General features: G+C 36.5%; 10 protein-coding genes. 6 read left to right on the top strand and 4 right to left on the bottom strand.

What is annotated here, in order from left to right; genetic code table 11:
- Positions 1 to 70: 70 nt before the first annotated feature.
- Positions 71 to 718, bottom strand: coding sequence for a hypothetical protein (locus RIC88_RS16295; RefSeq protein WP_350218632.1), 648 nt, complete (start codon positions 716 to 718; stop codon positions 71 to 73).
- A gap of 150 nt (positions 719 to 868) precedes the next feature.
- Here RIC88_RS16295 and RIC88_RS16300 point away from each other — a divergent pair, with 150 nt between their 5' ends.
- On the top strand, positions 869 to 1,108 hold the full coding sequence (locus RIC88_RS16300; RefSeq protein ID WP_350218633.1) for a DUF4287 domain-containing protein: 240 nt from the start codon (positions 869 to 871) through the stop codon (positions 1,106 to 1,108).
- Between the two features lie 9 nt (positions 1,109 to 1,117).
- Here the strand turns inward: RIC88_RS16300 and RIC88_RS16305 are convergent, their stop codons facing one another.
- Positions 1,118 to 3,514: an ABC transporter permease gene (locus RIC88_RS16305; RefSeq protein WP_350218634.1), complete on the bottom strand. Its 2,397-nt coding sequence runs from the start codon at positions 3,512 to 3,514 to the stop codon at positions 1,118 to 1,120.
- Between the two features lie 146 nt (positions 3,515 to 3,660).
- Here RIC88_RS16305 and RIC88_RS16310 point away from each other — a divergent pair, with 146 nt between their 5' ends.
- The 4 genes from RIC88_RS16310 (at position 3,661) to RIC88_RS16325 (ending at position 7,931) form a co-directional block, all read left to right on the top strand.
- Entirely contained in the window at positions 3,661 to 4,017 is a 357-nt protein-coding gene (locus RIC88_RS16310) for a hypothetical protein (RefSeq protein WP_350218635.1), read from the top strand.
- Between the two features lie 329 nt (positions 4,018 to 4,346).
- Positions 4,347 to 4,640, top strand: a complete 294-nt coding sequence (locus RIC88_RS16315; RefSeq protein ID WP_350218636.1) for a helix-turn-helix domain-containing protein — start codon at positions 4,347 to 4,349, stop codon at positions 4,638 to 4,640.
- A gap of 89 nt (positions 4,641 to 4,729) precedes the next feature.
- Positions 4,730 to 6,031: a DNA double-strand break repair nuclease NurA gene (locus RIC88_RS16320; RefSeq protein ID WP_350218637.1), complete on the top strand. Its 1,302-nt coding sequence runs from the start codon at positions 4,730 to 4,732 to the stop codon at positions 6,029 to 6,031.
- A gap of 1 nt (position 6,032) precedes the next feature.
- Entirely contained in the window at positions 6,033 to 7,931 is a 1,899-nt protein-coding gene (locus tag RIC88_RS16325) for an ATP-binding protein (RefSeq protein ID WP_350218638.1), read from the top strand.
- Positions 7,932 to 7,940: 9 nt separating this feature from the next.
- Here the strand turns inward: RIC88_RS16325 and RIC88_RS16330 are convergent, their stop codons facing one another.
- Positions 7,941 to 8,840 (bottom strand): SANT/Myb-like DNA-binding domain-containing protein, encoded by a 900-nt coding sequence (locus tag RIC88_RS16330; protein WP_350218639.1) that lies wholly within the window; start codon positions 8,838 to 8,840, stop codon positions 7,941 to 7,943.
- Between the two features lie 106 nt (positions 8,841 to 8,946).
- Between RIC88_RS16330 and RIC88_RS16335 the strand changes: the two genes are divergently transcribed.
- Positions 8,947 to 10,473 carry an LA2681 family HEPN domain-containing protein gene (locus tag RIC88_RS16335; protein ID WP_350218640.1) on the top strand — a complete coding sequence of 509 codons (1,527 nt, stop codon included), beginning with the start codon at positions 8,947 to 8,949 and terminating at the stop codon, positions 10,471 to 10,473.
- A gap of 6 nt (positions 10,474 to 10,479) precedes the next feature.
- On the opposite strand, the gene RIC88_RS16340 is transcribed toward RIC88_RS16335, so the two are convergent.
- Positions 10,480 to 13,287 (bottom strand): TrlF family AAA-like ATPase, encoded by a 2,808-nt coding sequence (locus RIC88_RS16340; RefSeq protein WP_350218641.1) that lies wholly within the window; start codon positions 13,285 to 13,287, stop codon positions 10,480 to 10,482.
- Positions 13,288 to 13,538 lie beyond the last annotated feature (251 nt).

The raw sequence follows: 13,538 nt of genomic DNA on the forward strand, positions 1-13,538 counted from the left end.
CCCCTCCAATTTCAGTGAAAAAATCAACCACCTTCACTCACTATCACATTTTATTTTTCAAGCTTTAATATCAAATCAATGACAATCCGGTCATCCTTTCTTTAACTGGAATAATTATTTTAACCGGTACTTTGGTCGGTTCAACATCAACCATTGCATACTCCATAATAGTTGGTGCCACCTGCACATAACCATGCATGGTTAACCAGGCATCCATAGCCAATCCCTCCTTCCCTGCATTTTCAACAATAGTCTCTACAGTTATGGCCTTAGTTGACCCTATTTTCTTAAGCTGATAAGGTGCTTCGGGATACTTCAGGTCATCTAAAGGAACACTAAGTTCCTCTTCTGAAGCTCTAACCTGGAAAGTATCCCCATCCTCATGAACCATAGCCGGATCCCCTGGAATCACTCGAATTCCTACATCCCAAACCAAACTATCAGACGGTACAGCATCAGGATCAAATGGATAAATACCAAGACAGGTTCCCACAATTCGATAATTCTCACCCACATAGTTCATAAGCTCGGTTAATGCTTTAGGATGCTGACTATAATCTCCACGATACTGAATAAACAGGATATTGGATTCAGGGATATCCTCGATCTGGATCTTTTCACCAATATCATTTATGGCTTGAAACTTTGGATCAATTTCTTTTACACGATTGCAGGAGTTAAATCCAATAACTAAAAGGATTAAAAGAAAGATTTTCATTGATTGGCTGATTTTTAGTAATCGCAACTTGCTCCAAATACTTCTAAAAAGATTGTATAAATACGAAATACACAGTTAGGTGTATCTTCGGATTTTCACAAGTATACCGGGCGGATACATAATAATTTAGGCAAAAATATTCGCACCGCAATGTTCAGTAATCAGGAAGATATCAAAAGCTTTATAAACGAATTAAAAAAGGGCACAGGGGTTAGTCTTTTAGCATGGATGCAACTCATCAAGGAATCCGGAATAGTTCAACAAAAAGAGCTGGTAGAGTGGTTATGCAGAGAACATGGTCGTGACCATTACGAAGCTGAAAGGATTTGCTCGGTCTATCTTAATTTTACAAAATATGGAACGCCATATTCAAATAAACAAGAAAACTAATAGCTCACACTACTCATACCTTAGAGAATCTACTGGATTAGTAAGTGCCGCCCTGATTACTTGAGTACTTACTGTAGCAATCGCAATAAACAAGCCCAGTACACCTGCCAAAGCAAACACCCACCAATGGATATCAATGCGATAAGAAAAATTTTCCAACCACTTGCTCATGAAATACCAGGCAATTGGCCAGGAAATAACGTTAGCTACTAAAACTAATTTTATAAAATCCCTTGATAGAAGACCTACTAAATTCGATTGTGTTGCCCCGCAAACTTTTCGAATTCCAATTTCCTTTGTGCGTTTCTTCACATTATACATTGCAATTCCATAAAGTCCAAGGCAGGCAATAAAAATTGCCAGTACCGAAAATAACCCAAACACAGCCTTGGTGGTCTCTTCCTTCTGATAAAGTGAATTGAGTTCTTCATCAAGGTAGGAAAATGTATAGGGTTGGTCGGGGGCAATTTCCTTCCAGGAATCCTCAATGAAAGCATGTAGTTTCTCATGATCCTCAGAACTATAACGAACAGCAAACAAACCTCTACCACCAAGTACAAAAGCCATCGGACTAATCCGTTGATGCAAGGACTCAAAATGAAAATTTTCCATTACACCTACCACATTGTAAGTATATTGATGCTGGGGGTAAGACATAACAAGATTTTTACCGATGGGATCATCCCATCCCAACTCCTCCACTGCAGCTTCATTGATAATGATCGCCTGATCATCAGTTGCAAAACCCTTTGAAAAGTTTCTACCTTCAGAAACCTCAATCTTCAGTGTTGGCAAAAAATCATAATCCGCATACAACATCTGCATTTGATGCTCCTCATCAGTAGCGTTTTCAGGAAAAAATAACATGTGACCGGTCCCTAGCCCAGGGGCCGAGCTTGCTACTGAAACACTCACAATATCACTATGAGCCTGCAAGCGAGCCTTAAATACTTCTATATTATCTCCTAGTGCCCAGCTCCGATTGATTAAAATCACATTTTCTTTATCAAATCCTAATCTCTTATTGGTCATGTATTGCATTTGGCTGTATACTACAACGGTTGCGATAATTAATGCACATGATATGGCAAATTGAAAAACAACGAGAGAATTGCGAAAACCTTTACCCTTCTTACTTGAAAGCATCATAGTAGATAGACCTCTTAAAGCCGGGAGTGGATGAAAAGAAGAAAGTACAAAGGCAGGGTAAGTTCCAGCAACGAGCCCAACTAAAAGCCCCAATAGCAACAAGGTTGGTAGCATCCACCACTTACCAAAGAAATCAATATCAATTTGGTTGCCCACAAATGCACTTAAGTAGTTCATTGGCCACTTAATTAAAAGAAGAGCAAACACTAAAGCAAGCATGCCTAACAGGACAGCTTCAGTGAGAAACTGACGGGTCAATTGGGAACGATGTGCTCCTAAGACTTTCCTAAGACCTACTTCCTTCGCTCGATCTAGGGATCGTGCTATAGTATGATTGATGAAGTTGATACATGCAATTAGTAAAATAAAGATTGCAATTGCTGAAAAAAGATACACATAGGTAGCACTACCATTTGGTTCCAATTCCCTTGTTAAGTTGGAATGAAGATGTATGTCTTTCAGTGGTTGAAGGAAATAACGAAAAGCATTTCCTTCTGAGAGATATTGATCATAGCTTTCGACCTGGGTACTTAGATGTTTCTCAGTAATTGAAGGAAATTTGTGCTCCAGGGCTTGTGCTGAAGTATTCTTATCTACAAGGATATAAGTGTAAGTTCTTGGTCGTAACCAATCATCAGATCCATGTTGTGATTGTAAACTCCGGGAGGCAAGAAAATCATATTGAAAATGCGCAGGACCTGGTGGCTCGGCTACAATTCCGGTAACAATAAAATCTCCAAATCGATCAATATTAAGGATATTACCAAGTGGTTCATCTTCACCAAAGTATTTCTTTGCCATTGCAGTCGTAATCACAATTGCATTGGGTGCAGTGAAAACGGTTCCGGGATCACCTTCTATAAGAGGAACCGTAAACACTTGGAAAAAATTAGCATCTGTAAAAATGAATCGATCCTCGTTAAAGTGTTTGTCTTGGTACCGAACCACGACATTAATATTCCGATTTATGCATGTTGCCAATTCTACCTCTGGAAGTTCCTCGATCAGAGCATTAGCAAGCGGAGCTGGTGTTATGGCATAATCTGTTTTTGTATCAGGAAAGCTCCTCTCCAATGCAACACGATAGATTCGATCAACATTAGAATGATACATATCATAAGACAACTCATATTGTACATAGCTCATAATCTGTAGAAAACATGCTATTCCAATAGCTAGACCTAAGATGTTACTAAGTGATTGAAATCTAGATTTTGCAAAATTCCTAATGGCAATCTTGATATAGTTTTTGAGCATCGGAGTATCTTTTGAAGAAACTCAAAATAAGAAAGTGACTTATTGTAGTAATTGGATAAAACCGAAATCATATTCAATATAAAGTCCACTTCGCTTTTTTCCAATGATTCCCGTTGGCTAGCCTCCTCCTTTGTGTATGAATAATTATGTCTGAAAAGCAAGAAGTAGATATCAATCTGAACATCAACCTCGATGTAGCCAATTCAAATGCCGTTGCTGCCCATGCCAATACCAGAATTCAACTAGGCAAAGTTGAAACAGACATGTCTGTGGCACAACTGGCATATTTTTGCAGGATTATGTATGACCTTAAATACTTTCAAAATAAGAATCAAACAGAAATGCTAAAGGTCGCAGCTCATAATTTCACTACTTCTAATGCCCAGGAAATATCACTTAAAAGCTTGAAGGCCAAGTACTGCAATGTTGATAACAGTACAAAAGCAAATGTCAAGAAAAGATTGATTGAAATGCTCAATTATGTAAACAAGAAAGAAAACTAGGGGTTACACAACGGTTACATTTTCCTCGTTCCAATCTATCTTTAAATAACCTAAACACAGAATTTGAATAGGGAAGTCAATACATGAGTAATTCTAATTTTGTATATGCCTTGAGTTGCCTACATCCTATTGCAAACGATTACAATGAAACAAGGTATTTCGCCTGTACTGAAATGACATCTTAAAATATTTTTGGAATTTTTAGCATTCTAAGACTTTCAGAACCAACGGGTTGTTTTATGGTTACACAACCCCTGTATCTGCCTTTATATGGTCTAAATGAGCAATTTTGATCCTCATTAAAACCTAATCGCTACTATTGGAACCTAATGCAGGTAGAACTCATTACGAAGAAAGACCTTGAAGAATTTAAAAAAGAGGTATTTGACACGCTATCCTATCTTTTGGACAATGGCCACAAAAGTAAGAGATGGCTCAAATCGGAAGAAGTGCAGGAAATGCTCAGCATCTCCCCTTCTACCCTCCAAAACCTACGCCAATCCCGCAAGATTCCCTTCACCCGGTTAGGCGGAGTGTACTACTACCCCGAACAAGGAATCATTGATGAGTTGGAGAAGAATTTGAAAAAAGCCAAAACCCAATTATCAATCAAAAAAACTTAATATCATAATACGTTAATGTTATTAATAGCACTTTCATTATTATAGTTTTTATGCTACTTTGGTAAATAATGGTTTTTAGTTAGAATGATTTGGATAAACCAATAATAAGCTCGTTTACAGATATTCTCAAGTGCCTAAACTCAAATGAGAATTACAAAAAATCTCCACCAACTGGTCCCCCGGACAATTGGCCAAATGGAATTGTCACTTCTGATCAATTTGAGGATTTAAATACTAACACCTTTGGAGAAGACCCAATTAAAAATTCACCTTATGAAGTAGAAACACTTGACTTAGTTGAAAACGATGGAATACTTCCAAAGTTTGTCGAGTATCCTAGTTCAGATATGCTTGAGGATATAAATATCTCAGCAATTGATGGAAGTAACGAGCGAATAGAAAGAGGTGCTTTTTTTTTGATATTGGTGAGATCAGCCCTTGTAAACTTCAGATATAACAAAGCAGGACATAGACCTTATTTCTATCAGTCTACAAAAGATGTTAGTGCAATTACGCTAGCAGATTCAAATATTTTCGATCGTGATAAATTAAATATCACAACATCATATAGAGTTGAGGAAGATGACGATGAGATTAGAAACTATATTCAAGGTCATTTAAGAAGTCTTGAGAAGGAACCCATTTTTATCAAATATAATCGTCAGAAAAATCTTAAGAGCCCAGCATCGCATGCATTGGGCTGGGGTGTTAAATTGATGCAGACGCTAGAGCTAATTGCATTAAAAGATGTTGATACAAAATATCGGTCAATCTGTATAAAGGATGGCCCAATCTTTTCTCCTAGCGTTTCCAAAAGAGATACAAAAAGCCTTCTTTCCATTCTCAAATCGTGGGACAATCAAGTCCTTATTGGCTGCTCAAAAAGAATTCAAGATTCTAGACTTTTAACTCAACTACTCTTTCAAAAGGGTAACCTTAGGAATGCCTGGTTTAAAGGACAAGCAATTAAAGAATCTAGCATCAAAAGCATTTCATCAGATAAAATCATCTTATCAAGAATATTAAAGCCAGGTGAGAGAACTCCATTAATCAAAGGAATTCCTGATACTAGAAAGAGCATAGTTGATCCGAATTCAGATATTGGTGGCGATCGAGACTATATGCCACTAAACTGCTACTATTTAAGCAGAACAAAGCCTCACACTTATATAAGGATGGAGATCCCAGCATTATTTTATAATAAGAATCCTCGATTTGTAGAGGAAGCTATAAGTATTGCGGCCTGGCAACATGAATTGGGTAGAATAGCACCGTTAGTTCAATTGCTAGCTGATAAAAGATGTTCTCTCAGCTCTGAAAAAGAAATAATGGAAAGATTAACAAATGCTGCCCTTTTAGATAAAGAACTAGAATTTTTACAAGACTATTGATATGGAAAATCACTTAGGAAAAAGAGTTTATGCAACTCCATATGACGATATAAGAACACCCTTTACAATTGATGAAAATGGTGCATTTGCTGAGTTTATTATACAAAAACCTGAAGAGATCAAACAAGATGATATCGTACTTGGAGCAAACGTTTTGATATTTGACATAAAGCGTGAATTAGAAAGTGATTCTACACCATTCTGGATTTCTGGAAGAATTGTGGGTTTGAAAGCTATATCCCCATTCAATCCGGAAAGAGAGACACGCCTTTATCAGGAAGATGAAACTGAAAGCCCCTATAAGGTATTGGAAAACATTCCGGGTGGCCCCCACCATCATCAACCAATGGTTATTAGAGTTGAACTCGATTATCAGCTTGATTTAAGAAGCAAAGCAGATAGCGAAAGTGTTCCTAAATATGATGATTCGCCTATTCAACGGCCGCCATCTTCTTTCAGTAGAATGTTTATCCCAGAAATAAGCACCCCGAAAGAACAAAATGAACCAACATTAAAGCGCATATTGAACCTGAGGGATGAAGGAGTCCTACTTGGTGCTGTTGGTTCTGGTAATTCTCCTTTTCGGAAGAATGGAAATTTTCTTTTCTATAGATGGGATGTGTTTGATCTTGAAAATAAACATCTATTTGTTGTTGGAGAGAGTGGCTCAGGAAAAACAGTATTTCTGAAAAATTTGGCGTTCGAACTAAGAGATATTAAAAACAGATATGAGGCGATAAATAATAGAGTAATAATGCTGGATGTTCAAGGAGATATTGCGCAACTACTACTTCCTGAAGTTGAAGGAATAACGTTAGAACCAAAAATACCTTGGCAGAAGGTAGCAAATGAATTACCAGATAGAAGCCATGTTACTCCAGAATATATAGACAAAACGCTAGGAGGGATATCTGCTGAAGATTTCAGGTTAATAATTCCAAAGAGCAAAGGAGGAAAAATGACTAAAAATGCATCTGCATTAAAACTTCTCTGCAATAAAAGAGGAATCGAAGTGATTGAAACTGGGTTAAGATTGAAGGATCTTAGTACTCCGTCTGAAGTAGAGTATTTGATGAGAATTAACTCACAGCAAGCTGTGATGATATTGGATCAGTATGCTGAAGCCTTCAAAAGTAAAGATGACTATGATATATCAATCGAATCTTTACGCATTGCAATAAATTCTACTTTAAAAAAACATCAAGACAAGCAAACAATCCCAAGCAAAATCACCGGAACTTCTTATTATAGAAGTTCTTTTGATGCGGCTTTAAGAGCATTGGATGCCCTTGATAATTACTTTGATATCGATGAAGAGTCCGTTAAAGCTGAGAGAAGTCCTTTGGAGCACTTAAGAGAGCCTGGTACAACAATCGTTTATTTAGCTGACCTCAATCAAGAAGAAAGACTAATGTGGGAAATGCAACTAGTAAAATGGTTAAATGAAAATAATGATACTTTGAACGAGGAGGACGGAGAAGGAGAGACTTATGTATTCATAGATGAAGCACACCAAATAATCCCCTCAAGACCTGTTGGTATTGCAGATAAAGATACTTTTGATAGGTTAAGATCAAATTTTGAAAGGTTAGCACGGGAAGGCAGAAAGTTTGGAATTAACCTAATCCTAAGTACACAGAGTCCAAAAGACTTGCATGAAATTGTACCAGATCAATGTCCAAACAAAGTTGTTATGAAGATAAATCCTAGAAATGCAGAATATGCTTATTTGGATAAAGAATTAGCACTCATTGCTAGTCGCTTTAATTATGGTCAATTTTGGTTTCAAAGCCCTTTTAATGGAACTCCTAATTGGTTAAGAATACATAGTCTAGCAACACCATTACCACATGATTCGGTTAAATCATATTTTCCTAAAATTCGAAAGGAAGCTAAGTAGGTTCTTGTGCTATATCTTTTCTAGCAGGTTAAGGCAGTCAGCGGTGGCCATAGGTTTACTTATCTCATAGTGCCTTCTGAGCATACCATGAAATTTGTCTCCTAACCAAGTTTCCTCTATCAATTCTGGCCAATATGATTTAGTTGTTTCATTATGAGCTCTTAAGGCAGCTACTTTTACCGCTTTATCAAGTTCTTGGCTCATATTTTCAACTGATATTGGTAAAGGATTCGAATTGATATCCCTATGGAGAAAGAGCCTCCTCAATACATCTTCTCTCTGAAATCTCATAGAATGAAATTCACCATGAGTAATCACCAAATTTTTGGGATTTAACATCAACAAGAAATAGGCCAGTGTAGGTAGTGTTGAGCCACATGTGTCAAGATCTACGAGATCTGCTTTAATTCCATTTGCTCTCAGGTCTGCAGCAGCTCCTATAGTGTCTCCAATGTAATAGAAAATCTCCTTCTCTCCCTTTTTAAAGCGATACCAATTGTATCTTTTCTTAACTTGTTTGAATCCATGTCTCTTAGCTTCTTTTCTGAACTGTTCAATCTTTGACTTCATCAATTCGGCTGAAAAAACTTGATCCGCTTTATCTGACCAAATAAACGTCTGATGACCAGCTCCTGCATATGCATCAAATACAATTTTCGGATTAGTCTTAAATGCAATTCTTTCAGTAAAAAGCTCCTTGTCTCCTCTATATGAATTCCCAAAAATGTCATGTTTAATTTTCAATTTTCGAGCCTTATTCCTTATAGAAGGAAGACCTCTATTTGGGAAAAGATCTTGCAGTTTTTTTGAATCAAACTCATACTTCTTGAGATACTTTAGAAGTTTTCGTTCCTCCTCAATGTCCCATGGTACTTTAGGATTATGCGCCTTCCTTCTTTCTAATTTCATTGGATTATTTGCAACGCAAAGGTCAAATTTATTAATTAACCACAAGATCCTCAATTTACTTGTAAGATCATAAAATAGATTACGCTTTTTATTAATATTATGTGACATGGAAACTGATAAGCAAAAGGAATTAATTACGCTTCTAAACGTTAAATCCATAGAATCATATAATGAGGATGAAAGCCTTGATATAATTCTTAATCTGATCGAATACTCATTCGAACTTGACACAGATAATGGCACAAAGAGAGCGATAGAGCTTACTAAAGGAATTAATCCAGAAAGTCAGTTTCCAACAAAAAGAACTCTATTTCATTATTTTATAAGTATTGCTTGGAGTGATATCAGAATAAAAAACAATGGTGTACCAGAGTCTTGGGAATGGAATCATTCAGAATACGAACAGGAAATAATTCATCTTCGAAATGCATTAAAATACTTCAATCCTGAAACAATTGATCATCCTGTAATACGTCTATGTCAAATACACACTAACCTCGCAAACAGCATGGATTTTTGTGGCCGTTTCGTTTCTGCTTTTGAAAACTGGAATGCTGCTATTGATATAGATAATCAATTCGCTATGGCCTTAGGGGCAAAAGGAAACAGTATGATTTATCATGGACTAAACAGCTTGTACGACAAAGGGCATCAATCAATTTATCTTGGCTTAGGTTACCAATACTTAAAGCAATCAATCAAGCATCCACTGGAGTCATACGCCCTTAAACAATATACGGACAAGATTAAATACCTTGGAATCAAGTATCCATGGGTTAATGAATATGACCCGAATTTAAATGAGACAGAGAACTGTTCATCCGAAGAAAAAGAATATAGAGATTGGTGCCTAAACAAAACTTTATTCTTAAATCCATTAAATGACATTGGATATTTCAAAGTTGCTAAGCACGATCCTTTTGCGCTACCCTCAATGATCATAGGTACTGAAAAAGCCGGGTCATATCACAGCTTCTTTAATCAAATCAAGCAAGAATATGTTAGTTCACGACTGTTCCTTTTCAAAGGCTTAAATGATCTAGAAAATCATTTTGCAGATAAAGGAGTTCTAAAATATGACCTCCTAGATCAATCCATCCAATCAGTTAAGCTTGAGCAGGTTAAAATATCTTATAGAATTGCATACTCAATATTCGATAAAATAAGTTATTTCCTCAATTACTACCTTGACCTAAAAATTCCTGAACGAAGAGTTAACTTTCGGTCTATTTGGTTTGATAAAAATGAGGAATTAAAAGATGTATTTAAAGCTAAGCCTAACTTGATGTTTAGGGCACTTTATTGGATTAGTAAAGACCTCTTTTATAAAAACTCTGATTACACCTCAGCTCTTGAACCGGATGCTGCAGAGTTTGCTAAAATCAGAAACCATATCGAGCACAAAGGTTTTAGAGTATTTGAAGATTCAACATTTAAAGGATTAGAACTCCCAGTTTTTGAGGATAGAATATCCTACTCGCTATCATATAATGAGTTCGTTGGAAAAACTCAGAAATTGCTAAAACTGGCTCGTGAAGCTATCATGTATTTATCACTTGGCATCCGATGGGAAGAGAGAATACGCAGCACTAGTAATGATTCAGATCCAGCTATTCAAATTAATGTGTTCTAAATTCGACTAAAATCCGTATTTCTCTTTCCTAAGTTTGAATGCCTTCTCTCCTCCTTCCATGACTGATGTAATTTCATCTTTTACTTCCTTGGAGTCTATTGAACCTTGAGCTTTAATAGTTCCTCGTGTCTGATCACTTGCTTCTCTATAGTCGCAGCAAATAACCAATTCTGCATCTCCATTCACAACTAGATTGGCATTGTGACTTGTAAATATCAATTGTCTCCTTCTTTTGGAAGACCAAACGCTCTTGATGATATCATCTATAGCTCTATTATCAATATCATCTTCTGGTTGATCTATTAATAATGGAGCACCTGGTTGACTTAATAGTACCGTTAAAAGTGCTGTTGCTTGTTGTCCCGCAGAAGCTTCTGAAAATGGCATCTCATCACCCATTGCATTGCCTGTGCAGTACTTAAATTCCGGATTGAATTCCAATTGCTTAGTTGACAGTCTAATCCATGTATCAGGCTTCATTTGAGAAGCAAGTTTTTCAAGGTTATTCTCATTCAACCCACATGATGTTAGGTTAGGAGTCTCGGGTAACTCTATTTCTTTATTTTCAGAAATGGTCAGTTCGGCAATGGCTTGAAACTCATCCATAATATCAAGAAAAGTATCAAGTGGATTCTCTGCATCTTGAATAATCTCAACTATAGAATTGATTTTATCCTTCGAGATTCTAGTTCCAGCAAACACAGAGGTTAACTCATCAGTAAAGTCTTTTAAATCAAGGTTTTTTGTTACTTCTGCACGAATAAGCCCATTTGAGAGTTCTGAAAAATTTTCTGCCTGCTCATTCAGCAGTTTGATTTTTTTTGTATGCAGATCCATCCATTTATCTCTCTCATCTTTAAATAAGCTTTCTGGATTTCCAAGTTCCTTCATTTGATTGTTCCGCTCACCAAGTACACGATTGATTTCCGCTATTCTTGATTCAACTCGTCTAATCTCTTGCAATTGCTGCTGATTGCTTGCAGACTTTTCCTTAGCCTCCTCATAGACTTTTTCGTATTTTGATTTTGCTTCTTCCCACCTTTTAACATGACCGTTAAGGTCAGATAGACTTTCTTCTGAGAAAACAGATTTTAATCCTTCAACAGCTTTAGAAATTTCTTCAAACTTTAACAAACGTTCAGAGTCTATGGAGTCAATTAATTCTTTATTCTCCAATTCATCTGTACTCCTAAGTGATTCGGGATATCGTGTGAGTAAATCTAAAAGTTCATCTGCTTTTTCTTCAAAAACGGTTAGCTCTCTGTTGGTATTGGAAATAATTATTTCTTCTTGATCATACTTTTGTCGTTTATTTATAATCTCTTGATCTTCTTCTGACATCCCTGTTAATGATGCCTTCAAACTTTTTATCTGAGTATTTAGAGACAGAATCTCTAGTTTGTATTGTTCAATTTCCAGCTGTATCTCTTTTTTTCTTATAAGCTTGTCATACACAGATTTAATTCTTTGAATACAATCATGAAGTTGTGATCTAATATTCTTCAATTGAGTCTCAATTGGCTTCTGAATGAATCTTTTTAATTCATTTGTTTTGACACCAACTCCACTCAGTTGTTTTTGGCTATATGCCTGTATAGGAAGTACTTGACGGATATCATCTTCGGAAACTTGTTGAAATTCCCCATTTTCGATTTTTAATAAAATAATATTTGATTTTGAGCTTCTTTTAACTATGTGCTTGGAACCATTTACTAAGAAGGTTATCCGCACTTCTCCGTCAAATGGAACCAAAGTTCTGTTTATCAAATTCTGTCTTCTTCTATGAATTTCCTCTAAATCTTCAGGATCAGCACTAGCGTCAAATTCATCACATAAGCCCCACCTCAAATATTCTAATATGGTCGATTTTCCGGTTCCTCTTCCTCCTATAAGTGCGTCATATTGTTGGTTTAATTCGAGGGAAAACGATCCCATGAATTTAGAATTTGTAACATCTATTTCAGTGATAAATATTTGTGGGAGTTCTGGTTGAGCTTGAGACATCCTTGATTCTGATGCCAGGCAAGCCTGACGTAAAGCCTCAGCTGTTGGGTTCGCCCATTTTACCCAAGTTGTGTGATCACCAAGACTGGAAAAATCCTCTCTCCTGCTGTCTGATGTTTGAAATATAGCTACTGCCTTATTTCCATAATTCCGATCTTGACCACTTAAGATATTACGATTGCCTGTACCAAGACTCTCAATTGAGCCATCGAGATACGTTCCAACACAGGGCATTTTCTTATAATGTTCAGCAAACCCAGACCTCAAAAGCGTCCTGTGACCACCATCGCTAACATGTGGTAAAATTATGTACTTGCCTTTTAGAATATCGATTGTATCAAGTTTGACATGGAGATCATTAAGGTCTTTAACCACATCGGAGGAAATATTATTAGTTTGAGCTGTTGATGGCTGATCATCTGGATTTGGATTAATTGATAGTTTATTTAAGATTCTTGAAAACTGATCTTCAGGAAAATTTGCATCCAAAATCAAAAGAGCTTGACAGGGTGGATTAGACAGAGATAGTTCCAATCCAGGAAAAACTACGATCCTCTGATTTGATTGAATTGGATTGCCAACATCATCTACTTCATTAGCTGCTGCTTCTTTGATGAATCGAAAAAAGGCAAAATCATGATGATCAGTTATTGCAACTGCATCTAATTTATTTTCTCGACAAGCTTTAATAAACGATTCTCCATATGCAGCTCTTTCCTCGTCAGAAGTAGGTTTAGAGCCCGACCAATTAAGATCCCTGGGTGTATGTACTTGAAAGTCACATTTAAAAAAATGAGCACCTTTATCCATTATTTGAAAGATTTTCTTTAAGTTATTATTTCACGCATAACAAACCAAATAGTAATCTTTACTGAATTCCTTTTCATTTACATGCTGACCATCAAATCATGACAATCCATAGACCCGACTTTTCTAATTACTTATCTCATTTTACATCAAACAGACAAACGTACTCCCTCTCTCATTGCACTACGCTTCACTCCTTTAGTCATACCCTTGCCTTTCCTGCCCTAACCCCAAGCGCAGTTTAAGCTATGTTC

Origin of the sequence: Ekhidna sp., from assembly GCF_040220215.1 — a bacterium.
GTDB lineage: Bacteria > Bacteroidota > Bacteroidia > Cytophagales > Cyclobacteriaceae > Ekhidna.

Bases quoted from the DNA above. Each gene is read 5' to 3' on its own strand.
- RIC88_RS16295 (WP_350218632.1), bottom strand. From the start codon at position 718: ATGAAAATCTTTCTTTTAATCCTTTTAGTTATTGGATTTAACTCCTGC.
- RIC88_RS16300 (WP_350218633.1), top strand. From the start codon at position 869: ATGTTCAGTAATCAGGAAGATATCAAAAGCTTTATAAACGAATTAAAA.
- RIC88_RS16305 (WP_350218634.1), bottom strand. From the start codon at position 3,514: ATGCTCAAAAACTATATCAAGATTGCCATTAGGAATTTTGCAAAATCT.
- RIC88_RS16310 (WP_350218635.1), top strand. From the start codon at position 3,661: ATGTCTGAAAAGCAAGAAGTAGATATCAATCTGAACATCAACCTCGAT.
- RIC88_RS16315 (WP_350218636.1), top strand. From the start codon at position 4,347: ATGCAGGTAGAACTCATTACGAAGAAAGACCTTGAAGAATTTAAAAAA.
- RIC88_RS16325 (WP_350218638.1), top strand. From the start codon at position 6,033: ATGGAAAATCACTTAGGAAAAAGAGTTTATGCAACTCCATATGACGAT.
- RIC88_RS16330 (WP_350218639.1), bottom strand. From the start codon at position 8,840: ATGAAATTAGAAAGAAGGAAGGCGCATAATCCTAAAGTACCATGGGAC.
- RIC88_RS16335 (WP_350218640.1), top strand. From the start codon at position 8,947: ATGGAAACTGATAAGCAAAAGGAATTAATTACGCTTCTAAACGTTAAA.
- RIC88_RS16340 (WP_350218641.1), bottom strand. From the start codon at position 13,287: ATGGATAAAGGTGCTCATTTTTTTAAATGTGACTTTCAAGTACATACA.